A 22,865-nucleotide genomic window follows, 5' to 3' on the forward strand; every position below is an offset into this window, starting at 1 on the left:
GCTTGATCTTGAGCAGGTCCGGCCTTATCGCCGGCAAGCCGGCTCCCACATGGGCCGCGACGATCCTGAGATCACTGCAGTACCTGTGGAAGCCGGCTTGCCGGCGATAAGGCCGGACCTGCTTGCATCAAGGCAATTCGCGGCTGCGGTAGAACGCCGTCAGCACTTTCACCAGGTGCGCCAGGTCATGGCTGCCGCACAGCTCGCGGATCGAGTGCATGGCGAAGGTCGGCAGGCCAATGTCGACCGTGCGCACGCCCAGGTGGCTGGCGGTGATCGGGCCGATGGTCGAGCCACAGCCCATGTCGCTGCGCACCACGAAGCTCTGCACCGGCACTTCCTCGGCCATGCACAGGTGGCGGAAGAACCCGGCGGTTTCGCTGTTGGTGGCGTAGCGCTGGTTGTTGTTGACCTTGATCACCGGCCCGGCATTGAGTTTCGGGCCGTGGTTGCCGTCGTGCTTGTCGGCGTAGTTGGGGTGTACGCCGTGGGCGTTGTCGGCCGAGACCATCAGCGAGCGCTGGATGGTGCGCACATAGTCGTCGCCCTCGGGCAGCAGGCGTTGCAGGGTCTGCTCGAGCATCGGGCCGTCGGCGCCGCAGGCCGAGCATGAACCGACTTCCTCATGGTCGTTGCACACCAGCACACAGGTTTCGTCACTGTCGGCGGTCAGCAGCGCCTGCAGGCCGGCGTAGCACGACAGCAGGTTGTCCAGGCGGGCACCAGCGATGAAGTCGCCGTTCAGGCCGATCAGCGCGGCGTCCTGGGTGTCGTAGAAGCTCAGTTCGTAATCCAGCACCACGTCTGCGTTGAGGTCGTGCTCACGGGCCAGCTGTTCGGTGAGCAGGGCGCGGAAGTCGATGCGCTCGTCGCCCGCCACCTGCGCCAGAATCGGCGGCAGTTCGTTCTGCGGGTTGATCGCCCAGCCTTCGTTGGCGGTACGGTTCAGGTGGATCGCCAGGTTGGGGATGATCGCGATCGGCAGCTTGAAGTCGATCATCTGGCTCTCGACCTTGCCGTCACGACGGAAGGTGACCCGGCCGGCCAGCGACAGGTCGCGGTCGAACCACGGGGCCAGCAGGGCGCCGCCGTACACTTCGACGCCCAGTTGCAGGAAACCCTGGCGTTGCAGCTCGGGCTGCGGCTTGACCCGCAGGCAGGGGCTGTCGGTATGGGCACCGACCATGCGGATACCGCCCAGCAGCGGCGATTGCTTGCCCAGCTTGATGGCGATGATCGAGGAGTCGTTGCGGGTTACGTAGTAGCGACCACCAGGCACGGTGGCCCAGCTGTCGCGCTCGTCCAGGCGCTGGTAACCGGCAGCCTCGAGGCGCTGGGCCAGGCTGGCGGTGGCGTGGAAGGGCGTCGGGGAGGCCTTGAGGAATTCGATCAGGCCGGTATTCAGTGCATCGCGCATAGCTCACTCCAGACAGCAGTGGCGCGAGTTTAGCTTATTAAGTCGACAAATTGTGTCGGCCTCTTCGCGGCTAAAGCCGCTCCCACAGGTACTGCACAGCCTTTGAGAGCTGTGGGAGCGGCTTTAGCCGCGAAGAGGCCGGCGAAGGCCCGGCAAAATCAGAACGGCGCCAGGCACTCGAACTTCAACCGCTCCCCGGAAACCGGGTGGGTAAAGCTCAGCATCGAGGCATGCAGGCACAACCGCTCATGGGCCGCCAGCGCTTCAGGGTTGGCATACAGCCGGTCCCCCAGCAGCGGATGGCCGATCGACAGCATGTGCACGCGCAACTGGTGCGAGCGCCCGGTGATCGGCGTCAGCTCGACCCGGCAGTGGTCGCCACAACGCTCGATGATGCGCCAGAAGGTCAGGGCGTGCTTGCCCTGCTCGTGGTCCACCACATGCCTTGGCTTGGTGGGCGGGTCGTAGCGCAGCGGCAGGTCGATGCTGCCGCTGTCCAGCGCCGGCTGGCCCCAGCACAGTGCGGTGTAGGCCTTTTCGGTCTCCCGGTCATGGAACTGGCGCGACAGCTCGCGATGGCTGTCGGCATCACGGGCCAGCAGGATGATGCCTGACGTTTCCCAGTCCAGGCGATGGACGATCAGCGCGTCCGGGTAGCCGTTTTCCTGCAGGCGGGTGATCAGGCAATCCTTGTTGTCCTCGGCACGGCCTGGCACCGACAGCAGCAAGGTCGGTTTGTTGATCACCAGGATGGCGGCGTCTTCGTGAAGGATCTGGATGTTCGACAGCGGCATTGCGGGTTCTCAGTGTCTTGAGGGGAAAGCATTGGGGCCGCTTTACGGCCCATCGCCAGCAAGCCAGCTCCCAAAGGTACAGCGTGGACCCTGTAGGAGCCGGCTTGCCGGCGATGGGCTGCAAAGCAGCCCCAATGATCAACCTGCTCGCCGGATCAGCGGTCAGGCAAGGTGATGTTCAGTTCCAGAATCGAGCAGCTACCCTGGTTTTCCAGCTCGATGTGCACATCATCGTTGCCGATGTTCACATACTTGCGGATCACTTCAAGCAGTTCTTTCTGCAGGGCCGGCAGGTAGTCCGGCTCGCTGCGCTGGCCGCGCTCATGCGCCACGATGATCTGTAGACGCTCTTTCGCTACCGACGCGCTGGTCTGTTTCTGTCTGCCACGAAAGAAGTCAAAAAGGTTCATGGTTTATTTGCCTCCAAACAGGCGCGCGAAGAATCCTTGCTTCTGCACATCGATGAAGCGCAACGGCTTCTCTTTACCCAGCAGGCGGTCGACGGTGTCGCTGTACGCCTGGCCGGCATCGCTCTGGTCGTCGAGGATGACCGGGATACCTTGGTTAGAAGCCTTGAGCACGGCCTGGGACTCGGGAATCACACCCTTGAGCTTGATCGCCAGGATCTCTTCGACGTCGGCGATGCTGAGCATTTCGCCCTTCTCGACGCGCTCTGGGTGGTAACGGGTGATCAGCAGGTGTTCCTTGATCGGCTCTTCGCCGTTCTCGGAGCGACGCGACTTGCTCGACAGGATGCCCAGCATGCGGTCGGAGTCACGCACCGAGGAAACCTCAGGGTTGGTGACCACGATGGCTTCGTCGGCGAAGTACATCGCCAGGTGGGCACCTTTCTCGATACCGGCCGGCGAGTCGCAGATGACGTAGTCGAAGGTATCCTTCAGCTCCATCAGCACCTTTTCCACGCCTTCCTGGGTCAGGGCATCTTTGTCGCGGGTCTGGCTGGCGGCCAGCACGAACAGGTTCTCGAGGCGCTTGTCCTTGATCAGGGCCTGCTGCAGGTTGGCTTCGCCGTTGACCACGTTGACGAAGTCGTACACCACGCGGCGCTCGCAGCCCATGATCAGGTCGAGGTTACGCAGGCCCACGTCGAAGTCGACGATGACAGTCTTGAAGCCGCGCAGAGCGAGGCCGGTACCGATGGCGGCGCTGGTGGTGGTCTTGCCCACCCCCCCCTTGCCGGAAGTAACCACGAGAATCTTGGCCAAGGTGTTTCACCCCTAAATAAACGGGACGCGGGTCCCTGCAAAATACAAAAAACGGCAACGCACAAAATGTTGCCTAAAAATGCCGGCAAGTATCCGTTAAAGACGGGTGATGTTCAACACATCGCCGGACAGGCTGACCTGCACCCCCGAGCCCCACAGCGGGTCGCGGCGCAGGTCTTCGCAAACCTTGTACTGGCCGGCGATCGAGACCATTTCGGCAGTCATCTGCTGGCAGAAGATACGCGCCTTGGTGTTGCCCTTGATACCTGCCAGGGCACGGCCGCGCATGGCGCCGTACACATGGATGTTGCCATCGGCGAGAAGTTCCGCGCCCGGGCTGACGGAGCCGGTGACCACCAGGTCGCCACCTTGGGCGTAGATCTGCTGGCCGCCACGCACGGGCGAGGTGATGATGCGGGTCGGCCGCACCTCTGGCTCGGGGGCCGGCGCCGGAGCAGGGGCCGGTTCGGGCTTCTTCACCTCGGGCTCGGGCTCCAGCGGCCGCTCCCGGGCGCCGGACGGCGGCAGCACCGGCAGATCGATGGCGATCGCCGCAGCGATGTCCTCGATGCGGTTGGCGCGAATCGCCAGGGTCCGCAGGCCATGGTGGCGACAGATGCGCATCAGCCCGGGCAGGTCGATCGCCCCTTCGTCGGCCGGCAGCTTGTCCAGCGCCAGTACCAACGGCGTGTTGCTGAAGAAATTCGGGGCCTGGGCCACTTTCGCCGCCAGCTGGCGGTCAAGGGCCTCGAGGTCGTTACGCCCCAGTTCCAGCACAGTGATGGCGAGCATGCTGCCCTTGAGCTGGAACACGGAGGCGGTGTCGGGTGTGTGGTTTGGGCTCATGGTCTGCATAGACGGCTTGTTGCGAAAAAAGTGCCCTGACTTATAACGATAAGACCGGTTGGCCGCAACCGGCGGCGAACCGATGTAGAATGCGCGGTCTTTGTCTTGCCGGAAGCTTCAATGGACCGCCCGCGTTTTCGACCCTATTTCCTTCACCCGCGATTCTGGGGCCTGTGGCTGGGCCTGGGCCTGCTGTGGCTGGTGGTGCAGCTGCCTTACCGCGCCCTGTTGTGGCTCGGCGGCGCCCTGGGTGCGCTGATGTACCGGGTGGCCGGTGAGCGCCGGCGCATCGCCGCGCGCAACCTTGAGCTGTGCTTCCCGGAGCTGTCCGACGACGAACGGCGACGTTTGCTCAAGGCCAACTTCGCCTCCACCGGCATCGCCTTCTTCGAAATGGCCATGAGCTGGTGGTGGCCCAAGGCCAGGCTGGCACGCCTGGCGCACATCGAGGGCATCGAGCACTTGCAGGCCGCCCAGCAGGCCGGCCAGGGCGCAATTCTGATGGCCGTGCACTTCACCACCCTGGAAATCGGCGCTGCGTTGCTGGGCCAGGTGCACACCATCGACGGCATGTACCGCGAGCATGGCAACCCGCTGTTCGACTTCATCCAGCGTCGTGGCCGCGAGCGGCACAACCTCGATTCGCTGGCCGTGGAGCGTGAAGACGTGCGCGGGATGCTCAAGTTGCTGCGTTCGGGCCGGGCGATCTGGTATGCACCGGACCAGGACTACGGCGCCAAGCAGAGCCTGTTCGTGCCGCTGTTCGGTATTCCGGCGGCTACCGTGACCGCCACCACCAAGTTTGCCCGCCTGGGCAAGGCGCAGGTAATTCCGTTCACCCAGAAGCGCCTGGAAGACGGCAGTGGCTATCGTCTGGTGGTGCATCCACCGCTGGCCGATTTCCCGGGTGAAAGCGAAGAGGCGGACTGCCTGCGCATCAATCAGTGGATTGAGGGCGTGTTGCGCGAATGCCCCGAGCAGTACCTGTGGGCGCACCGGCGCTTCAAGTCGCGCCCAGAGGGTGCGCCGCGGCTTTACGACAAGAAAAAACGCTGACCAAGTCGTGCCAGTTCCGGCCCCTTCGCGGGTAAACCCGCTCCCACAGTGGCGGTAGATACACCTGTGGGAGCGGGTTTACCCGCGAAGGGGCCCGTACCGACAAGCGCGATGCCAAGGAGAAATGGATGACCCCAACCACCGGCCTGATCCTCTCTGGCGGCGGTGCCCGTGCCGCCTATCAGGTCGGTGTGCTGGCCGGCATCGCCGAACTGCTGCCTCCCGGTGCCCCCAACCCGTTCCCGGTCATCGTCGGCACTTCGGCCGGCGCCATCAACGCCGTGACCCTGGCCAGCGGCGCCACACGCTTCACCGAAACGGTGCACCGCCTTACCGCGTTCTGGCAGAACTTTCGCAGCCACCTGGTGCTGCGCAGCGACTGGCCCGGTGTCATCCGTCAGGCCAGCCGTTTCGTCGCGCATAACCTGGCAGGGCTGGGCGGGCCAGTTCCGGTCGCGCTGCTGGACAACCGCCCACTGCGTCGTCTGCTGCATTCACATCTGGACCTGGATGGCATCGGCCATGCCTTGGCCAGCGAACAACTGCGCGCCGTGGCGGTCACCGCATTCGGCTACGAATCCGGGCAGGCGGTGACCTTCTACCAAGGCCGCGGCACCATCGAATCGTGGTTACGCCACCGACGCATCGGTGTGCCCACGGCCTTGACCATTGATCACCTGCTGGCCAGCGCGGCCATCCCGCTGCTGTTCGCGCCGGTGCGGCTGGGCGAGGAATACTTCGGCGACGGTGCGGTGCGCCAGTCCGCGCCCATCAGCCCGGCCTTGCACCTGGGCGCCAGCAAGGTGTTGGTGGTGGGTGTCAGTGGTAACCCCCAGCGGCCGTCGCCGCCGCTGCCAACCCAGCGGGTGTTCAGTGGCCAGCAGCCAAGCCTGGCGCAGATCGGTGGGCACATGCTCAACAGCACGTTCATCGACAGCCTGGAAGACGACATCGAGTTGCTCCAGCGCCTCAACCACCTCAGCCACCTGTTGCCTGCCCACCTGGATGCTCGGCGCCTGGGGCTGGCGCCGATCGATGTGCTGGTGGTTGCGCCCAGCCAGCCGCTGGACGAGATCGCCGCGCGGCATCGGCGTGAGCTGCCGGCGGCGTTGCGGCTGTTCCTGCGTGGTCCGGGGGCGACCCGGACCAGCGGGGCGGGGGTGTTGAGCTACCTGCTGTTCGAGGCCAGTTATTGCAGTGAACTGATCGAACTGGGGCGGCGTGATGCCTTGGCCAAGCGCCGGGAGTTGTGTCAGTTCCTGGGGATTTGAGGGTGTCATCACCGGCCTCATCGCCGGCAAGCCGGCTCCCACATGGACCGCGACGACCTCAAGATCATTGCAGTACATGTAGGAGCCGGCTTGCCGGCGATGGGGCCGGCCCTGTTCATTCCGCTATCTGCAACTTGCGCGCCTGGGTATACACATACCGCACCTTCTCGTACTCGAACGGTGAGTTGAGCTGGCCATAGCGGAAGTTGGTGGTGTAGCGCTTGTCCACCGCGCGAAGGGCGAATATTTCCGGGTGATCGGTGCTGACCTCAGCAACATTCAGGTAGTTGGCCGCCTGTTCACCGGCATAGTCCACCACAGTCCCGGTGGTGTCGCGCAGGTTCGACGGCCCCAGGATCGGCAGCATGATGTAAGGCCCGTCAGGTACGCCATAGAACCCCAGGGTCTGGCCGAAATCTTCGCTCTGGCGTGGAAGGCCCATCTTGGTCGCCGGGTCCCACAACCCGCCAACGCCGATGATCGTGTTGAACATCAGTCGGGCAGTGATCTGCGCCGAGCGCTTGGCCTTGAGTTGCAGCACGCTGTTGGCCAGGTTCGGTACATCACCCAGGTTGTTGAAGAAGTTGCTTACGCCAGTACGCACGAAGCTTGGGGTGATGTAGCGATACCCGTCGACCAGCGGCAGCAGCACCCATTGGTCGAAGCGGTAGTTGAAGTGGTAGATGCGCCGGTTGATCGACTCCAGCGGGTCATAGATGTTCAAGGCTTCCAGGGTCGAGCGTTCGAATTCGCGCTGGTCGAGCCCGGGGTTGAATTTCAGCGCGCGCAGTGGGTCGAGAAAACCGTCGGATTCTGGGGTAACAACCGGGTCAGCCTCTACAACGCTGGCCCGTGGCGCCGTCTCAGCGGCCAAGGTGTTGCCGGCAGCGAGCAGGGCGGTGACAAGCAGCAGTTTCTTAACCACGGAAAAACTCCAGCATGGCGTCGCTGTTGACGCGGTAATTGAGGTTGCCGCAGTGGCCGCCATGGGGGTAAAGGGTCAGGCGATCGCCGAACACCTTGCGCAGGAAACCGATATCGCCTGGGCCGAGGATGACGTCGTCAGCATTGTGCATCACCGCAATCTTCGAGTTGTTGCGCAGGTAGTCCTCCAGGGCATAGAGGCTGGTCTGGTCGATTAGCTGCAAGATGCTGCCGCCGTCGGTGCGTGCCCGCCACATGGGGATGACCTGTTCGGTCAGGTAGCAATCGAAGTCGCACTGCAGGGCACGCTTGAAGAATGGCGTCAGGCTGCTGCCCTCGGTGATCGGGAACTTCGGCGGAATGATCAGGCCGCGGCGGTTGATCAGGTCGGAGGTGAAGGCGATGTCGGCCGCCGAAAAGCGGAACGAGGTGCCGATCAGCATGGCCATCTGTTCGTTGGACAGGTGCTGGCGCGATTGCTGGAAGTCGTACAGCAACGCGTCGTTGAGGTCGATGTAGCCCTTCTCCTGGAAGTAGCGGGTGAGCTTTTTCAGCATCAGCTCGTAGAAGGTGGTGCTGCGGTTGATGCCTTTGACCTGGGTCTGCACCAGCTTGTCCAGGTTGTTGATGGAGGTGTACAGGTTGACCGGTGGGTTGAGCAGCAGCACGCGCTTGAAGTTGAAGCTGCGACGGGTTTCGTCGAGGTGGCTGACGAACGCTGCGTCCAGCGCACCCAGGCTGTAGCCGGTCAGGTAGAAGTCCTTCACTGGCAGGCGCGGGTGTTGCGCGCGCACCGCCTGCATCACCCGGTACATGTCCTCGGCGTCTTCCTTGCTGACCCCGGGGGTGGCGAAGCGCGAGGCGGCGCTCATGAAGTCCCAGCTGGTAGGTGAGGACAGCTGCACCACATGGAAACCGGCCTGGTAGAACAGTTTCTTCAGGTATTCGTTGATGCTGCTGGTGTAGGGGGCTCCGGTACCGGCGATGATGAAAATCAGCGGTGCCTCGCGGTCCTGGCGGGCGAGGCGGTATTTGAGTTTTTTCACCGACCAGAAATTGTCGGGCAGCGTGAATTCACGCTCGGGGCGCAGGTTCAGGCTGTAATCGGACTGAGTGATGTCATCGTCGCTGGGCAGCGTCGGGCGCTGGTCGGGCGGCGTGGTGGCGATGGTCGCCTCGAACGGGTTGGTCAAGGGATAGCCGTAGCTCGCGGCGTCAATGTCCCGCGCCGATGCGGCCACAGCCATCAGCAGGCCGCCAAGTAGGGCGGCTAGGCGCCAAAGTCGAAGCATGTAATCCCCCGGAAAGTACGCAAGCAAGGTCAGGCTAGGACCACGATTCAGTAGGCAAAGTTGCCAGGTGTCGTGGCCTTTGGTGTGCTCGTTATTTGCAAAGTAGCTGTATGGCCACGATTTTGCCTTACCTGAGGGCTTGGGCGATCATGGATCCTTTCGATTACCGCTATTGGAGAACTGGATGTCTCGTACGCTGCCTGCCATCGCACTGTTGTCGGCCCTGGCCTTGTGGCTGGCTGCAAGTTACGGCGTGCGTTATGGGCTGATGGAGGATGGCCAGTGGGTCGGGTTATGCACGGCGCCGGGTGAGTATTGGCAGTGCCAGGTTCGTGCGTTGCTGGGGTTGGGGATTCATTACCAGGTGATTGCCTGGGGCGGGCTGGGGTTGGCGTTGCTGGCGCAGGTGGTGCCGGGACGGGCAGGGTGGTGGCTCGCGGTGCTGGCGCTGCTGTTCGGGATACCGGCGCTGGTGCTGTACACCGCCAGCCTGGCGGTGTTCGCGGTAGTGCTGGCTGGGTTGCGGTTGGTTCGGCGGAGTACGGTTTGAGTTGTGTGGTGGGGCGCAAATCGAGCGCCGCCCGCGCGGCGCATCGCGAGCAAGGCTCGCTCCTACGTTTGTTTACGGCCAATAACGCCTGTGACAGGCGCGCGCGACCGCCTTGTTTGTACGACTCGATATCGCGCCATGCGCCAAAGCGTTCGCGCGCATTTCCAACAGGCATAACTGGCCCGAAACAAACGTAGGAGCGAGCCTTGCTCGCGATGCGCCGCGCGGGCGGCGCTCGATCCCCCAGGCGCTAAAAACACTAAGGCATGCACCTCTACGTCACGACACATCGTGATGCCTAATCAACCCGAGCGCACCCTCAAGCTGCGCCACAAAGCCCCGACCATCAGCACACTGACCACCGCCCAGCCCCACGCCTGCTGGTTTTCCAGCCCTTCGCGGAACAACTGCGGCGCCACCCCCGCGCCAACGATGAACGCCAGCAAGGCTGCCTCGGCCCGCGCCGCCGGCACGGGCCGCAGTAGATACACCAGCGCGGGCAAAGCCAGCGCAGCGGTGGGGAAGCTGCGATAGCGCGGGTCGAACACCATCGCCAGCATGCTCACCGCCGCCGCAAAGCCTGCTGCCAGCAGCAACCATCCCGCCCGCGCCTGCAGCCAGGCGAACAGACGCGCTCGCCAACCCTCGCCGTGCGCCAGCGCCAGCACGCCATGCATCACCACCAGCAGATTCAGCCCTGCCAGCAACCCGGCCCATGCCCACTCCCCGGCAAAGCGCGCATGGGTGCGCATCAGTTCGCCCCACAGCCCCAGGCAGCCCGCACCGAACGCCGCCAACAGCGGCAGCAGCAAGGCTGCGGCAGGGGTCGCAGGGCGCCCGGCCAGTAGCAGCAGGGTCACCATCAACACCGCGCAAGCCAGCAACCACTGCGGCCAATAGGGCAGGTTGCTCACCGGCCCTTCAAGTACGCCCTTGTCCTGCCGGTCGGCGTCATACAGCCCCCAGTACCCGCCCACTGCGCCCTCGCTGGCGCGCTTCCACGGCTGGTCGAAGGCTTCGATGAGGTTGTAATCCCAGCCGTTGGTCTCGGCCAAGGCGACGAAGCCACGGATGAAGCGCGCTTCGTTGACGCGGCTGGGCTCTGCGGTTTCCCTTTGGCGGCCTTCACTGGGCCAGCCGGTTTCGCCGATCAGGATGTTCTTTGGCGCGAAGCGCTCACCAAACACTTGGCGTACCTGCGCGACATGGGCCAGGGCATCATCGATACCGCGAGGGTCGTCCTCCCAGTAGGGCAGCAGGTGGATGGTCAGGAAGTCCACCTCCGGCGCCACCTGAGGGTGCTGCAGCCAGAACTCCCAGACATCGGCGTAAGTCACCGGCACCTTGACCTGGCGTTTGACCTTGGCGATCAACCCCGCCAGACGTTCGCCGGTGACTTCCTTGCGCAGCAGCGCCTCGTTGCCGACGATCACCGCGCTGACCACATCCGGGTTGGCGTTGGCCGCCGCGATGAGCAAGTCCACTTCCTTCTCGGTATCCACCGGGTTGGCATTGACCCAGGCCCCGAGCATCACTTTCAGGCCATGCTTGCGGGCCAGTGCGGGAATCGCCTCAAGACCGGTCATGGAGTAGGTGCGGATGCACTGAAAACGTTCGGCCAGCAGCGCCAGGTCGGCGTCCATGCGTGCCGGGCGCAGGCGAAAGGGCTGGTCGAAGGGGGACTGGTCCTTGTCGAACGGTGTGTACGAGGCGCACTGCAGCTTGTGCGTGGGGCTGGCTGCGTCGGCCAGGTGCACCGGCTTGCCAAGCCCGTACCAGAGCGCCCCGAGGCCGATCAGGGCGAGCAGGCAGGCAAGCAGGTACAAGGGCAGCATCCAGCGGGCGGCAGTGGGCATCAGGCGGTCCATCGTCAGGCACAAAAGGGTAGATAGTAGCCCGGCGCCAATCCTTTGGCATGCAAGGATCGCGCAGACCTGTGTAGGCATATGGCGCTAATGGCGAAGTGCTGTCGCATATGGTTCGGGTGGAGGTCGCAGATGGAGCAGGGGGGGCTTTGTGTCAGGAAGATGATGCAATCTCCAAGACCTGACGAGGGAATGCTTTGATGGCTACTTTTACAAAAATGCGTCGTTTCCTGGGTGTGGGCACCGCCCTGGTATTGGCCATGAGCGCTGCACAGGCAATGGCCAAAGAAGTAAGCATAGGTTACGTGGACGGTTGGGCCGATAGCGTGGCCACCACCAACGTGGCCGCAGAAGTGATCAAGCAAAAACTCGGCTATGACGTGAAGCTGCAGGCCGTGGCCACGGGCATCATGTGGCAGGGCGTGGCCACCGGCAAGCTCGACGCCATGCTGTCGGCCTGGCTGCCAGTGACCCACGGCGAATACTGGGCCAAGAACAAGGACAACGTGGTCGACTACGGCCCGAACTTCAAGGACGCCAAGATCGGCCTGATCGTCCCCGAGTACGTCAAGGCGGTCAGCATTGCCGACCTGAAAACCGACACCACCTTCAAGCAGAAGATCGTCGGCATCGACGCCGGCTCCGGTGTGATGCTCAAGACCGACCAGGCCATCAAGGACTACGACCTGACCGGCTACAAGCTGCAGGCGAGCTCCGGTGCGGCGATGACCGCGGAACTGGGCCGTGCCTACGCCAAGCAGCAGTCCATTGCCGTGACCGGCTGGGTGCCGCACTGGATGTTCGCCAAGTGGAAGCTGAAGTTCCTTGAAGACCCTAAAGGCGTGTACGGCGCTGCAGAAACCGTGAACAGCATCGGCAGCAAGGAACTTGCAACCAAGGCGCCGGAAGTGGCGGAGTTCCTGAAGAAGTTCAACTGGCAGTCCAAGGACGAGATTGGCGAGGTGATGCTGGCGATTCAGGAAGGCGCCAAGCCTGAAGCGGCGGCGAAGGATTGGGTGGCCAAGCACCCGGAGCGGGTCAAGGAGTGGACTGGCAAGTAATTTTCTGAACAGGGGCCGCTTTGCGCCCCATCGCAGGCTTCGCCAGCTCCCACGGGGAAGTGAAAGGCTTCAGACACCCGTGGGAGCTGGCGAAGCCTGCGATGGGGCGCAAAGCGGCCCCGTTTTTTGCAAATTCTGTAAAACACCGTTGCATCTAAGACTAAGGTCGTCTGGTTGGCGTCCAACGGCAGCATAAAGTGAGGGTGTGGGTTTCATCCCCTATCTGTGCTGCTAGGACAAAAACAATGAACGACAGCATTTACCTCTCGATACAAAACAGCCCCCGCTTCAAGGAGCTGGTCACCAAACGCGAACGGTTCGCCTGGGTTCTCTCGGCGATCATGCTCGGCCTCTACTGCGCATTCATCCTTCTGATCGCCTACGGTCCTCAGATTCTGGGCGCCAAGCTCAGCCCTGAGTCGTCGATCACCTGGGGCATTCCCCTGGGCGTCGGCCTGATCGTCTCGGCATTTGTCCTCACCGCCATCTACGTTCGCCGCGCCAACGGTGAGTTCGATGAGCTGAACAAGGCCATCCTGAAGGAGGCGCAACAATGATCCGCCACGCCAAAGCCTTGGCCGTACTGGCCTGCGGCGCTTTCGCACCCGCCGTGTGGGCCGCCGATGCCCTGACCGGCGAGGTGCAGAAACAGCCATTGAACGTCTCGGCGATCGCCATGTTCGTGGCCTTCGTCGCTTTCACCCTGGGCATTACCTACTGGGCTTCGAAACGCAACAAGTCGGCGGCCGACTACTACGCCGCTGGCGGCAAGATCACAGGTTTCCAGAACGGCCTGGCGATTGCCGGTGACTACATGTCGGCGGCCTCGTTCCTGGGTATTTCCGCGCTGGTGTTCACCTCTGGCTACGATGGCCTGATCTACTCGATCGGCTTCCTCGTCGGCTGGCCGATCATTCTGTTCCTGATCGCCGAGCGCCTGCGCAACCTGGGCAAGTACACCTTTGCCGACGTGGCCTCGTACCGCCTCGGGCAGAAAGAGATCCGCACCCTGTCGGCATCCGGTTCGCTGGTGGTGGTGGCGTTCTACCTGATCGCGCAGATGGTCGGCGCCGGCAAGCTGATCGAGCTGCTGTTCGGCCTGGACTACCACGTCGCGGTCATCCTGGTGGGTATCCTGATGTGCCTGTACGTGCTGTTCGGCGGCATGCTGGCCACCACCTGGGTACAGATCATCAAGGCCGTACTGCTGCTGTCGGGTGCCAGCTTCATGGCGCTGATGGTGATGAAGCACGTGGGCTTCGACTTCAACACCCTGTTCTCCGAAGCGATCAAGGTGCACAGCAAGGGCGAGGCGATCATGAGCCCGGGCGGCCTGGTCAAGGACCCGATCTCGGCGTTCTCCCTCGGCTTGGCACTGATGTTCGGTACTGCTGGCCTGCCACACATCCTGATGCGCTTCTTCACCGTCAGCGACGCCAAGGAAGCCCGCAAGAGCGTGCTGTATGCCACGGGCTTCATCGGTTACTTCTACATCCTGACCTTCATCATCGGCTTCGGCGCGATCCTGCTGGTCAGCACCAACCCTGAGTTCAAGGACGCCGCTGGCGCGCTGTTGGGCGGTAACAACATGGCGGCGGTGCATTTGGCCGATGCCGTAGGCGGCAGCATCTTCCTCGGCTTCATCTCGGCCGTGGCCTTCGCCACCATCCTGGCGGTGGTTGCCGGCCTGACCCTGGCTGGTGCCTCGGCGGTGTCCCACGACCTGTACGCCAGCGTCTGGCGCAAGGGCAAGGCCAACGACAAGGACGAGATCCGCGTGTCGAAGATCACCACCGTCGCCCTGGGCGTGCTGGCGATCGGCTTGGGGATTCTGTTCGAGAAGCAGAACATCGCCTTCATGGTCGGCCTGGCCTTCTCGATTGCCGCGAGCTGCAACTTCCCGGTGCTGCTGCTTTCGATGTACTGGAAGAAACTGACCACCCGTGGCGCCATGATCGGCGGCTGGCTGGGCCTGGTAAGTGCAGTGACGTTGATGATCCTTGGGCCCACCATCTGGGTGCAGATCCTCGGCCACGAGAAACCGATCTACCCGTACGAGTACCCGGCACTGTTCTCGATGGCGATTGCCTTCGTCGGTATCTGGTTCTTCTCGGTCACCGACAAATCCAAGGCAGCTGAAGACGAGCGCGCACTGTTCTTCCCGCAGTTCGTTCGTTCGCAGACCGGCCTGGGGGCTTCCGGCGCGGTTTCCCACTAAGCGCTGAAGGCTAACAAGAACCGCGATACGGGGAGGTCCGTATCGCGGTTTTTTCGTTCAAGGTCGGCTAGATCATGCCGAGCAACAACAGCACCAGCAGTATCACCAGCACCACGCCGATGATGCCGGATGGGCCATAGCCCCAACTGCGCGAGTGTGGAAAGACCGGTAAGCCACCAATCAAGAGCAAGATCAGGATGATGATGAGGATCGTGGTCATGGCGGAGTCCTTGGGTAGTTGAGGGTCAAGGGCCTCGGACTGCTGGCCTCTTGCTAAATCGGACTGGTGTGTAACGGTAAAGATTCCATTTGTTTGCTGCCCGCACGGGCCCTTTCGCCGGCAAGCCGGCTCCCACAGGATGAGCGACGCGCTCGTAGACTTTTTTCTGCAGGCGATGGCAGCGGTACTGACCACCCGGTCATGTCGTTCCATTCACTACCCTGATGAACCCTGCCTCCCGCTCCTGCCTTGATTAGACTCGGCTCATCACTTGTCAGAACAAGGCCTGCCACCATGCAAAACCGCATCATGATCACCGGCGCCGGTTCCGGCCTCGGTCGCGAGATCGCCCTGCGCTGGGCGCGCGAGGGCTGGCGCCTGGCGTTGGCCGATGTCAACGAGGCCGGCCTGCGCGAAACCCTCGAACTGGCGCGCGCTGCTGGCGGTGACGGCTTCGTGCAGCGCTGCGACGTGCGCGACTACAGCCAGCTCACCGCCTTGGCCCAAGCCTGTGACGAGAAGTTCGGCGGCATCGACATCATCGTCAACAATGCCGGTGTCGCCTCGGGCGGCTTCTTCGCCGAGCTGTCGCTGGAGGACTGGGACTGGCAGATCGCAGTCAACCTGATGGGCGTGGTCAAGGGGTGCAAGGCCTTCCTGCCGCTACTTGAGCGCAGCCGAGGGCGAATCATCAACATCGCTTCCATGGCCGCGTTGATGCAGGGGCCGGGCATGAGCAACTACAACGTGGCCAAGGCCGGCGTGTTGGCGCTGTCGGAGAGTCTGCTGGTGGAGTTGCGCCAGTTGGAGGTGGCGGTTCATGTGGTATGCCCGTCGTTCTTCCAGACCAATCTGCTGGACTCGTTCCGTGGCCCCAACCCAGCCATGAAGGCCCAGGTGGGCAAGCTGCTGGAAGGCTCGCCGATCAACGCTGCCGAAATTGCCGAACATATTCATCGGCAAGTTGGTGCCGGGGAGTTCCTGATCCTGCCTCACGAGGCGGGACGCCAGGCCTGGCAGCTCAAGCGCCAGGCTCCGGAACGCCTGTACGACGAGATGGCGGAGATGGCCGTGAAGATGCGCGCGAAGGCTCAAAGTCGCTGATTGCGGGGTTTGTCTGTAGGGAAATTTACCGCCACAAGTAAGACGGTTCTGATTTTTGGCCAAGCCGTTGAGTAGTCCAATGTCCCCGATGCAGTCTCCAGTTTTCCCTGTTGCTGGAGGATCGGAGCATGTTGGTCATTACGCGGGAAATCGGCGAGGTCATCACCATCGGTGACGACATTCGAATCAAGGTGGTGGAGGTACGTGATCACATGGTACGCATGGGGGTGGATGCACCGCGTGAAGTACCGGTGCACCGCAGTGAGGTCTACAAGCGCATCAAGGCCGGTGAGCAGCGCAAGCTGCACCCCGTCTGATGGTCAGTCGAGCAGTTCCCGTGGCACATCGTGGCGAGCCAGCAGCTGGCATTGCTGGCTCTCCGGGTCGAAGAGGATGAACGCCTGCCCCTTGGCCAGCGCCTGGCGTACCCGCAATACACGGGTTTCCAGCGGGGTATCGTCGCCGTTGTCGGTGCCGTCGCGGGTGACGAAGTCCTCGATCAGACGGGTCAGGGTTTCGGCTTGCAGTTGGTCGTAGGGGATCAGCATGAGCGGTGCGTTCTGGGGCTTAGGTGTGGGCAGCTTACGCGAAACCTCAGGTAAGTTGGGGGCCGGGTTGCGGCTTGTGGTGCCTGTACTGGCCTCATCGCCGCGGTTCGTCGCCACGGCAAGCCGGCTCCCACAGGTACTGCAGTGATCTCTGGTTCAGCGCGGTCCATGTGGGAGCCGGCTTGTCGTGGCGACGAACCGCGGCGATGAGGCCAGTAAGGTCAATACAAGGCAGCCGCCCGCCTTCAGCCCTTGTTGCCAATCAGGCTGTCCACCGCCGGTACCCGTGTGTCGCTTTCCATCTGTGCATCGTGCTCCAGCTGGTGGCTGAAGCGCTCTAGCGAGGCGTTGGCCGGGTGCGAGTCGCTGGCGAATACCGGCGGGCTGAGCAGGTAGCCCGATAGCAGGCGGCTGAGTGCGGCCAGGCTGTCGATGTGGGTACGTTCATAGCCATGGGTGGCATCGCAGCCGAACGCCACCAGCGCCGTTCGGATATCGTGCCCGGCGGTGACTGCCGAGTGAGCGTCGCTGAAGTAGTAACGGAACACATCGCGCCGCACGGGCAGGCATTGGTCGCCGGCCAGTTTCAACAGGTGGCGTGACAGGTGGTAGTCGTAGGGCCCGGAAGAGTCCTGCATGGCCACACTCACCGCATGCTCGCTGGAGGCCTGCCCGGGCGCGACCGGGGCGATATCGATGCCGACGAATTCGCTCACATCCCAGGGCAGGGCAGCGGCGGCGCCTGAGCCGGTTTCCTCGGTAATGGTGAACAGCGGGTGGCAGTCGATCAGCGGCTGGCGGCCACTGTCGACCACCGCCTTGAGCGCCGCCAGTAATGCCGCGACGCCGGCCTTGTCGTCCAGGTGGCGGGCACTGATGTGGCCGCTCTCGGTGAACTCCGGCAGTGGGTCGAAGGCGACGAAGTCGCCGATGGCCAGGCCCAGGGCTTCGCAGTCGGCCCGTGTGGCGCAGTAGGCGTCCAGGCGTACTTCGACGTGTTCCCAGCTCACCGGCATCTGGTCGATGGCGGTGTTGAACGCGTGCCCGCTGGCCATCAGCGGCAGCACGCTGCCGCGATAGACCCCGGTGTCGGTGAACACGCTGACTCGGCTGCCTTCGGCAAAGCGGCTTGACCAGCAACCCACCGGCGCCAGGGCCAGGCGGCCGTTATCCTGCAATTGGCGCACGCTGGCGCCGATTGTGTCCAAGTGCGCAGAGACGGCGCGGTCGGGGGAGTTCTGCCGGCCCTTGAGGGTGGCGCGAATGGTGCCGCGACGGGTCAGTTCGTAGGGGATGCCTATTTCATCCAGGCGCTCGGCCACGTAGCGCACGATGGTGTCGGTGAAGCCCGTGGGGCTGGGGATGGCGAGCATCTCCAGGAGCACGCGTTTGAGGTAGTCGAGGTCGGGTTCGGGGTGTCGTTCGGGCATGGGGCACTCCTCTGAACATTGTGTTGGCTTTACCGGCCTTTTCGCGGGTAAACCCGCTCCCACAGGGACACCACAAGCCCGAAAAACTGCGGGTTCTCTGTGGGAGCGGGTTTACCCGCGAAGAAGCCGGCACAGCCTCTGTAAATCAGCCACTCACGCCAACGGCCGACTATGCGCAAACAGCAAGTCGACAAAGCGTTCGGCAGTGGGTTGCGGTTCATGATTGGCCAGGCCAACCCGTTCGTTGGCCTCGATGATCACGTAATCGGGCTGCTCGACATCGCGCACCATCAGGTCAAGGCCCACCACCGGAATCTCCAGGGCGCGGGCAGCCCGCACCGCCGCATCGGCCAGCACCGGGTGCAGGCGCTCGGTCACGTCCTCCAGGGTGCCTCCGGTATGCAGGTTGGCGGTACGACGCACGGCCAGGCGTTGGCCAGCGGGCAGCACGCTGGTGTAATCCAGGCCAGCACTGCGCAAGGTACGCGCGGTCTCGTCGTCCATGGGAATGCGGCTTTCGCCGCCGGTTGCCGCCTGGCGACGACGGCTCTGGGCCTCGATCAACTGCTTGATGCTGTGCTTGCCATCACCGACCACCTGCGCCGGATGGCGGATGGCCGCCGCCACCACTTCATGGCCGATGACCACGATGCGCAGGTCGTGGCCGGGATGGAAGCTTTCCAGCAACACGCGGCTGTCGAAATGACGGGCTTGTTCGATGGCCTGGCGAACCTCCTCGAAGGTGGTCAGGTTGACCGCTACCCCTTGGCCTTGCTCGCCATCGACCGGCTTGACCACCACCGCACGATGCTCGTCGAGAAACGCCAGGTTGTCGTCGGCATTGCCCGCCAACTGCTGCACCGGCACTTGCAGCCCGGCACAGTGCAGTGCCTGGCGGGTAAGGCGCTTGTCCTGGCAGAGGGTCATGCTTACCGCACTGGTGAGGTCGCTTAGCGACTCGCGGCAGCGCACCCGCCGCCCACCAAGACTGAGGGTGAACAACCCGCTGGCGGCATCCTCCACCTGCACCTCGATGCCGCGCCGGTACGCTTCGTCGACGATGATCCGGGCATAGGGATTGAGCCCGGCTTCGGGGCCGGGGCCGAGGAACAGTTGCTGGTTGATGCCGTTCTTGCGCTTGACCGCAAAGGTGGGCAGGTTGCGAAACCCCAGCTTCTGGTACAGCCGCTTGGCCTGACGATTGTCGTGCAACACCGACAGGTCGAGGTAGGCCAGGCCACGGCTCATGAAGTGCTCGACCAGGTGGCGCACCAGCACTTCGCCGACACCTGGGCGGCTGCATTGTGGGTCGACGGCCAGGCACCACAGGCTGCTGCCCAGCTCTGGGTCATCGAAAGCCTTGGCATGGTTCAGGCCCATGACGCTGCCGATGACCGCGCCCGTGTCTTCGTCTTCGGCCAGCCAGTACACCGGCCCACCTTGGTGGCGCGGGGTAAGTCGCTCGGGTTGCACCGGCAGCATGCCGCGGGCCTGGTACAGGCTGTTGATGGCCTGCCAGTCGCCTTCGCTTTGGGCGCGGCGAATGCGAAAGCCGCGGAACACCCGCTGTGCCTGGCGGTAGTCGGTGAACCACAGGCGCAGGGTATCCGAGGGGTCAAGGAACAGCTGGTGTGGCGCCTGGGCCAGCAACTGCTGCGGCGCCGCCACATACAAGGCAATATCGCGCTCGCCGGGGCGCTCATCCTGTAGCGCTTCGGCCAGGCTCGCGGCGTCCGGGTAAGTGTGGCCGATCAACAGGCGGCCCCAGCCACAGTGCAGCGCCCGGGGCTGGTCGTGGGGCTCGCTGCCATCGCCGGCCAAGCGCGCCTGCAAGCGCTCGTAGGACGGCGACTGGCCACGCAGCAGGCGCTGACCGTAAGCGATTTCGTGGGCTTTCATCGGTCAGATTCCTTGTTCGCTGAGCCACAGGTTCAGGGCCGCCAGTTGCCACAGCTTGGAGCCGCGCAGCGGGGTCAGCTGGCCATGCGGGTTGCTGAGCAAACGGTCGAGCATGGCCGGGTTGAACAGCCCACGGTCCTGGCTGGGGTCGGTCAGCAGCTCGCGCACCCAGTCCAGGGTCGCGCCTTGCAGGTGTTTCAGGCCGGGGACGGGGAAGTAGCCTTTCTTGCGGTCGATCACCTCATGGGGGATGACTCGTCGTGCGGCGTGCTTGAGCACCTGCTTGCCGCCCTCCGGCAGCTTGAAGCAGGCCGGAATGCGTGCCGAAAGCTCGACCAGGCGGTAATCGAGGAACGGGGTGCGGGCCTCGAGGCCCCAGGCCATGGTCATGTTGTCGACGCGTTTGACCGGGTCGTCCACCAGCATCACCGTGCTGTCCAGGCGCAGGGCCTTGTCGACTGCATCGGGGGCGCCAGGGCGGGCGAAATGTTCACGCACGAAGTCGCCGGCAACGTCCGTTTCCAGCAGCCAGGGAGCCTGTACCGTGTCGCGGTACTCGGCGTGGCTGCGGTCGAAGAAGGCTTCGCGGTAGGCGCTGTAAGCGTCCTCGGCACCGTCGACCTGCGGGTACCAGTGGTAACCGGCAAACAGCTCGTCGGCGCCCTGGCCGCTCTGCACGCCCTTGCAATGCTTGGCCACTTCGCGCGAGAGCAGGTAGAAGGCGATGCAGTCGTGGCTGACCATCGGTTCGCTCATGGCACGGAAGGCGGCCGGCAACTGCTCGATGATTTCCTGCTCGGCAATGCGCAGCTTGTGGTGACGGGTGCCGTAGTGGCGAGCGATCAGGTCGGAGTACTGAAACTCGTCACCGCGCTCGCCGCCAGCGTCCTCGAAACCGATGGAGAACGTCGACAGGTCGTCCACGCCGACTTCACGCAGCAGGCCGACCAGCAGGCTGGAATCGACCCCGCCGGACAACAGCACACCGACATCCACCGCCGCGCGTTGGCGAATGGCCACGGCCTCGCGGGTGGCGTCGAGCACCCGGGTGGTCCAGCCTTCCAGGTCGAGCTCGCGTTCATCCAGGTTCGGCCCGTACTGCAGCTGCCACCAGGTCTGGCGCTCGACTTCGCCGTGGCGGTCGATACGCATCCAGGTGCCAGGTTCCAGTTTCTGCACATTGGCCAGCAGAGTGCGTGGCGCGGGCACTACGGCGTGGAAGTTCAGGTAATGGTTGAGGGCGACCGGGTCGATCATCGGGTCGATGTCACCGCCCTTGAGCAGCGCCGGCAGCGTCGAGGCAAAGCGCAGGCGCTCAGCGTTGCGCGACAGGTACAGCGGCTTGACGCCGAGGCGGTCACGGGCCAGGAACAAGCGTTGCTGGTCGCGCTCCCAGATGGCCAGGGCGAACATCCCGTTGAGCTTGGGCAGCAAGGCGGCGCCCCAGGCGTGGTAGCCCTTGAGCAGCACCTCGGTGTCGCCGTCGGACCAGAAGGTGTAGCCCAGGTCCTGCAGCTCCTGGCGCAGTTCGGGGAAGTTGTAGATGGCGCCGTTGAACGCCAGCGACAGCCCCAGGGTGTTGTCGACCATGGGCTGGGCCGAGCCATCGGACAGGTCCATGATTTTCAGCCGACGGTGACCGAGGGCGATCGGGCCTTGGCTATGGAAGCCCCAGGCGTCGGGGCCACGTGGCGCCAAGTGATGGGTAATGCGCTCTACCGCGGCGAGGTCGGCCGGGCGAGGGGCTTGGTTGAGGGGGGTGAAACGTAACTCTCCTGCTAATCCGCACATGTAACGTAAACCCTTTGAGTTTCGGCACTCTTGGCGTTACTGGCTTTTAGCTCGTACCACTTTCGTACCACTTTCCAGCGCTTTCAGCTTATCAAGCTCTGCCCAGTCGTTTGGCGAGTTGATCCACTTGGCATACGTGGAGAGCAGCACCTGCACGCTGTGCCCGAGTTGCGCGGCGATGAATGCCGGGTTCATGCCGGCCATCAGGCACATGGTCGCGTACGTGTGGCGAGTGTCGTACATCCTGCGGCGCCTAATCCCAAGCTTCCGCAAAGCTGCCTGCCAGTAACGTTTTTGACTCGTCTCGGACCTGATGTACATTTCCGAGCGGTCACCCGTCCCACTGGGGGCGAACACGTAATCTGAACGCGCCTCGGTGAGCGGCCTGGCTTTTTCGAGCGCATGCACTGCTCGATCGTTCAATAAAACTTTCCGGGCACGCTTCGTTTTGGTGCGGTCTTGGATCACGCCTCGGATCTGAATTCGGCACACGTGCGCTGTCTTTCCGCGCCTATCGATCTCGCTCCAGCGCAGAGCCATCACCTCTCCCGGCCGCATGCCGGTGTAGAAACAGAACTCGAAATAGGCTGCATAGATCGCCGTTATGCCGCTCGTAGTCTCGTATAGATGGGCAATGATCGAATCCGCCTCCTCCTTGGTGAAGGGGTCAACCTCGCGCTTCGGCACCTTTGCGCCTGGGATAGTCAGGGCAGGGTTTCGGACAATCAGTTCGTCAGTTACGGCCTGCTGGAAGATCGACACCAGCAGGCCGACCACGCCCTTGCGGCGGACCGGTGAAGTCCACTTGATTTCGTTCATGATCTTGCGCAGGCGCACCGACGTGATGGTATCGATCGGCAGCTCGGCCAGGTAAGGAATCCAATACACCTGCAATGCGGACCTGTAGTTCTTGCGGGTACCCTCAACGATCTGCAAACTGTTGAGCCAGTCCTGCGCGTAATCGAAGAAGATCGGCGTAGTTTGCTCCTGCACCACCACGCTGCGGGTATTGGGGAACAGCTCGGCGTACTTCTCTGCTGTCAGAGCGCCGAGCTTGTCCAGCCCCTTTACTTGAGCACGTAGACTCGCTGCTGCTGCGATCCCTTTCGCGGTCTGAGGGAGGGGGAGCGTCTCGCAGCACCGCTTCTTGTTCCAGGTGAAGCGAATTCGGATTGAGCGCCCGACAAGCTCGACTCCGGCCGGCAGGTCCACAGGCTTTCGATCCATTCGTCATATCTCCTTTTGCTGTACATGATCCTGCCGTTGATCTTCATCCACACCCAGTTGGGGATGATGCCTTTCTCACGCTTACGTTGAAGCGCCTTTGCCGTACACCCCACCAACTCGCCCATT

22 protein-coding genes are annotated in these 22,865 nt (G+C 63.2%); 8 read left to right on the plus strand and 14 right to left on the minus strand.

From position 1 onward, the window contains the following. Window positions 1–127 precede the first annotated feature (127 nt). The 5 genes from PspTeo4_RS00085 to minC form a co-directional block, all read right to left on the minus strand. Window positions 128–1,417, minus strand: coding sequence for a M18 family aminopeptidase (locus PspTeo4_RS00085; RefSeq protein WP_322361805.1), 1,290 nt, complete (start codon window positions 1,415–1,417; stop codon window positions 128–130). Between the two features lie 158 nt (window positions 1,418–1,575). After that, a complete protein-coding gene (locus PspTeo4_RS00090) occupies window positions 1,576–2,211 on the minus strand; it encodes an RluA family pseudouridine synthase (protein ID WP_322361806.1) in 636 nt (211 codons plus the stop codon). Between the two features lie 155 nt (window positions 2,212–2,366). Beyond that, window positions 2,367–2,621: a cell division topological specificity factor MinE gene (gene minE / locus PspTeo4_RS00095; RefSeq protein WP_003252572.1), complete on the minus strand. Its 255-nt coding sequence runs from the start codon at window positions 2,619–2,621 to the stop codon at window positions 2,367–2,369. A 3-nt stretch (window positions 2,622–2,624) separates the two neighbouring features. Beyond that, on the minus strand, window positions 2,625–3,437 hold the full coding sequence (gene minD, locus PspTeo4_RS00100) for a septum site-determining protein MinD (RefSeq protein WP_322361807.1): 813 nt from the start codon (window positions 3,435–3,437) through the stop codon (window positions 2,625–2,627). 96 nt (window positions 3,438–3,533) lie between these two features. Further along, complete coding sequence (gene minC, locus PspTeo4_RS00105; RefSeq protein WP_322361808.1) at window positions 3,534–4,292, minus strand: septum site-determining protein MinC; 759 nt, start codon at window positions 4,290–4,292, stop codon at window positions 3,534–3,536. Between the two features lie 111 nt (window positions 4,293–4,403). Between minC and PspTeo4_RS00110 the strand changes: the two genes are divergently transcribed. Both PspTeo4_RS00110 and PspTeo4_RS00115 read left to right on the plus strand, forming a co-directional pair. Then, the gene (locus PspTeo4_RS00110; protein WP_322361809.1) at window positions 4,404–5,339 is read left to right on the plus strand and encodes a lipid A biosynthesis lauroyl acyltransferase; all 936 of its coding nucleotides are present in this window, start codon (window positions 4,404–4,406) and stop codon (window positions 5,337–5,339) included. A gap of 128 nt (window positions 5,340–5,467) precedes the next feature. Further along, on the plus strand, window positions 5,468–6,610 hold the full coding sequence (locus PspTeo4_RS00115; RefSeq protein WP_322361810.1) for a patatin-like phospholipase family protein: 1,143 nt from the start codon (window positions 5,468–5,470) through the stop codon (window positions 6,608–6,610). A 115-nt stretch (window positions 6,611–6,725) separates the two neighbouring features. On the opposite strand, the gene PspTeo4_RS00120 is transcribed toward PspTeo4_RS00115, so the two are convergent. Both PspTeo4_RS00120 and PspTeo4_RS00125 read right to left on the minus strand, forming a co-directional pair. Continuing rightward, window positions 6,726–7,535 (minus strand): VacJ family lipoprotein, encoded by an 810-nt coding sequence (locus PspTeo4_RS00120; protein WP_322361811.1) that lies wholly within the window; start codon window positions 7,533–7,535, stop codon window positions 6,726–6,728. Then, window positions 7,528–8,826 carry a serine/threonine protein kinase gene (locus PspTeo4_RS00125; RefSeq protein WP_322361812.1) on the minus strand — a complete coding sequence of 433 codons (1,299 nt, stop codon included), beginning with the start codon at window positions 8,824–8,826 and terminating at the stop codon, window positions 7,528–7,530. Before PspTeo4_RS00125 ends, PspTeo4_RS00120 begins: the two co-directional genes overlap by 8 nt. A 184-nt stretch (window positions 8,827–9,010) precedes the next feature. Here PspTeo4_RS00125 and PspTeo4_RS00130 point away from each other — a divergent pair, with 184 nt between their 5' ends. Then, the gene (locus tag PspTeo4_RS00130; protein WP_322361813.1) at window positions 9,011–9,376 is read left to right on the plus strand and encodes a hypothetical protein; all 366 of its coding nucleotides are present in this window, start codon (window positions 9,011–9,013) and stop codon (window positions 9,374–9,376) included. A gap of 302 nt (window positions 9,377–9,678) precedes the next feature. Here PspTeo4_RS00130 and PspTeo4_RS00135 read toward each other — a convergent pair whose 3' ends face one another. Continuing rightward, complete coding sequence (locus PspTeo4_RS00135; RefSeq protein ID WP_322361814.1) at window positions 9,679–11,244, minus strand: beta (1-6) glucans synthase; 1,566 nt, start codon at window positions 11,242–11,244, stop codon at window positions 9,679–9,681. 197 nt (window positions 11,245–11,441) lie between these two features. Here PspTeo4_RS00135 and PspTeo4_RS00140 point away from each other — a divergent pair, with 197 nt between their 5' ends. The 3 genes from PspTeo4_RS00140 (at window position 11,442) to PspTeo4_RS00150 (ending at window position 14,520) form a co-directional block, all read left to right on the plus strand. Further along, entirely contained in the window at window positions 11,442–12,302 is an 861-nt protein-coding gene (locus PspTeo4_RS00140; protein ID WP_322361815.1) for a glycine betaine ABC transporter substrate-binding protein, read from the plus strand. 245 nt (window positions 12,303–12,547) lie between these two features. After that, a complete protein-coding gene (locus PspTeo4_RS00145) occupies window positions 12,548–12,859 on the plus strand; it encodes a DUF485 domain-containing protein (protein WP_023379239.1) in 312 nt (103 codons plus the stop codon). After that, window positions 12,856–14,520, plus strand: a complete 1,665-nt coding sequence (locus tag PspTeo4_RS00150) for a cation acetate symporter (RefSeq protein WP_322361816.1) — start codon at window positions 12,856–12,858, stop codon at window positions 14,518–14,520. Before PspTeo4_RS00145 ends, PspTeo4_RS00150 begins: the two co-directional genes overlap by 4 nt. Before the next feature lie 67 nt (window positions 14,521–14,587). On the opposite strand, the gene PspTeo4_RS00155 is transcribed toward PspTeo4_RS00150, so the two are convergent. Beyond that, complete coding sequence (locus tag PspTeo4_RS00155) at window positions 14,588–14,740, minus strand: DUF3309 family protein (protein WP_003252624.1); 153 nt, start codon at window positions 14,738–14,740, stop codon at window positions 14,588–14,590. A 294-nt stretch (window positions 14,741–15,034) separates the two neighbouring features. On the opposite strand from PspTeo4_RS00155, the gene PspTeo4_RS00160 reads away from it, so the two are divergent. Together PspTeo4_RS00160 and csrA are read left to right on the plus strand one after the other, a co-directional pair. Then, complete coding sequence (locus PspTeo4_RS00160) at window positions 15,035–15,844, plus strand: SDR family oxidoreductase (RefSeq protein WP_322361817.1); 810 nt, start codon at window positions 15,035–15,037, stop codon at window positions 15,842–15,844. Window positions 15,845–15,972: 128 nt separating this feature from the next. Beyond that, window positions 15,973–16,161, plus strand: a complete 189-nt coding sequence (gene csrA / locus PspTeo4_RS00165; protein WP_322361818.1) for a carbon storage regulator CsrA — start codon at window positions 15,973–15,975, stop codon at window positions 16,159–16,161. 3 nt (window positions 16,162–16,164) lie between these two features. Here the strand turns inward: csrA and PspTeo4_RS00170 are convergent, their stop codons facing one another. From PspTeo4_RS00170 to PspTeo4_RS00190, 5 genes are all read right to left on the minus strand, one after another. Next, window positions 16,165–16,392: a YheU family protein gene (locus PspTeo4_RS00170; protein ID WP_051099660.1), complete on the minus strand. Its 228-nt coding sequence runs from the start codon at window positions 16,390–16,392 to the stop codon at window positions 16,165–16,167. A 245-nt stretch (window positions 16,393–16,637) separates the two neighbouring features. After that, complete coding sequence (locus PspTeo4_RS00175) at window positions 16,638–17,822, minus strand: osmoprotectant NAGGN system M42 family peptidase (RefSeq protein WP_322361819.1); 1,185 nt, start codon at window positions 17,820–17,822, stop codon at window positions 16,638–16,640. Between the two features lie 153 nt (window positions 17,823–17,975). Further along, entirely contained in the window at window positions 17,976–19,721 is a 1,746-nt protein-coding gene (gene ngg, locus PspTeo4_RS00180; RefSeq protein ID WP_322361820.1) for an N-acetylglutaminylglutamine synthetase, read from the minus strand. Between the two features lie 3 nt (window positions 19,722–19,724). After that, entirely contained in the window at window positions 19,725–21,512 is a 1,788-nt protein-coding gene (locus PspTeo4_RS00185) for an N-acetylglutaminylglutamine amidotransferase (RefSeq protein ID WP_322361821.1), read from the minus strand. Window positions 21,513–21,548: 36 nt separating this feature from the next. Continuing rightward, entirely contained in the window at window positions 21,549–22,739 is a 1,191-nt protein-coding gene (locus tag PspTeo4_RS00190) for a tyrosine-type recombinase/integrase (RefSeq protein WP_322361822.1), read from the minus strand. Between the last annotated feature and the right edge of the window lie 126 nt (window positions 22,740–22,865).

The sequence above is a fragment of the Pseudomonas sp. Teo4 genome, assembly GCF_034387475.1.
GTDB lineage: Bacteria > Pseudomonadota > Gammaproteobacteria > Pseudomonadales > Pseudomonadaceae > Aquipseudomonas.

Coding starts and splice junctions, on each gene's coding strand:
- PspTeo4_RS00085 (WP_322361805.1), bottom strand. CDS start 1,417: ATGCGCGATGCACTGAATACCGGCCTGATCGAATTCCTCAAGGCCTCC.
- PspTeo4_RS00090 (WP_322361806.1), bottom strand. CDS start 2,211: ATGCCGCTGTCGAACATCCAGATCCTTCACGAAGACGCCGCCATCCTG.
- minE (WP_003252572.1), bottom strand. CDS start 2,621: ATGAACCTTTTTGACTTCTTTCGTGGCAGACAGAAACAGACCAGCGCG.
- minC (WP_322361808.1), bottom strand. CDS start 4,292: ATGCAGACCATGAGCCCAAACCACACACCCGACACCGCCTCCGTGTTC.
- PspTeo4_RS00110 (WP_322361809.1), top strand. CDS start 4,404: ATGGACCGCCCGCGTTTTCGACCCTATTTCCTTCACCCGCGATTCTGG.
- PspTeo4_RS00115 (WP_322361810.1), top strand. CDS start 5,468: ATGACCCCAACCACCGGCCTGATCCTCTCTGGCGGCGGTGCCCGTGCC.
- PspTeo4_RS00125 (WP_322361812.1), bottom strand. CDS start 8,826: ATGCTTCGACTTTGGCGCCTAGCCGCCCTACTTGGCGGCCTGCTGATG.
- PspTeo4_RS00130 (WP_322361813.1), top strand. CDS start 9,011: ATGTCTCGTACGCTGCCTGCCATCGCACTGTTGTCGGCCCTGGCCTTG.
- PspTeo4_RS00135 (WP_322361814.1), bottom strand. CDS start 11,244: ATGGACCGCCTGATGCCCACTGCCGCCCGCTGGATGCTGCCCTTGTAC.
- PspTeo4_RS00140 (WP_322361815.1), top strand. CDS start 11,442: ATGGCTACTTTTACAAAAATGCGTCGTTTCCTGGGTGTGGGCACCGCC.
- PspTeo4_RS00145 (WP_023379239.1), top strand. CDS start 12,548: ATGAACGACAGCATTTACCTCTCGATACAAAACAGCCCCCGCTTCAAG.
- PspTeo4_RS00150 (WP_322361816.1), top strand. CDS start 12,856: ATGATCCGCCACGCCAAAGCCTTGGCCGTACTGGCCTGCGGCGCTTTC.
- PspTeo4_RS00155 (WP_003252624.1), bottom strand. CDS start 14,740: ATGACCACGATCCTCATCATCATCCTGATCTTGCTCTTGATTGGTGGC.
- PspTeo4_RS00160 (WP_322361817.1), top strand. CDS start 15,035: ATGCAAAACCGCATCATGATCACCGGCGCCGGTTCCGGCCTCGGTCGC.
- csrA (WP_322361818.1), top strand. CDS start 15,973: ATGTTGGTCATTACGCGGGAAATCGGCGAGGTCATCACCATCGGTGAC.
- PspTeo4_RS00170 (WP_051099660.1), bottom strand. CDS start 16,392: ATGCTGATCCCCTACGACCAACTGCAAGCCGAAACCCTGACCCGTCTG.
- PspTeo4_RS00175 (WP_322361819.1), bottom strand. CDS start 17,822: ATGCCCGAACGACACCCCGAACCCGACCTCGACTACCTCAAACGCGTG.
- ngg (WP_322361820.1), bottom strand. CDS start 19,721: ATGAAAGCCCACGAAATCGCTTACGGTCAGCGCCTGCTGCGTGGCCAG.
- PspTeo4_RS00185 (WP_322361821.1), bottom strand. CDS start 21,512: ATGTGCGGATTAGCAGGAGAGTTACGTTTCACCCCCCTCAACCAAGCC.
- PspTeo4_RS00190 (WP_322361822.1), bottom strand. CDS start 22,739: ATGGATCGAAAGCCTGTGGACCTGCCGGCCGGAGTCGAGCTTGTCGGG.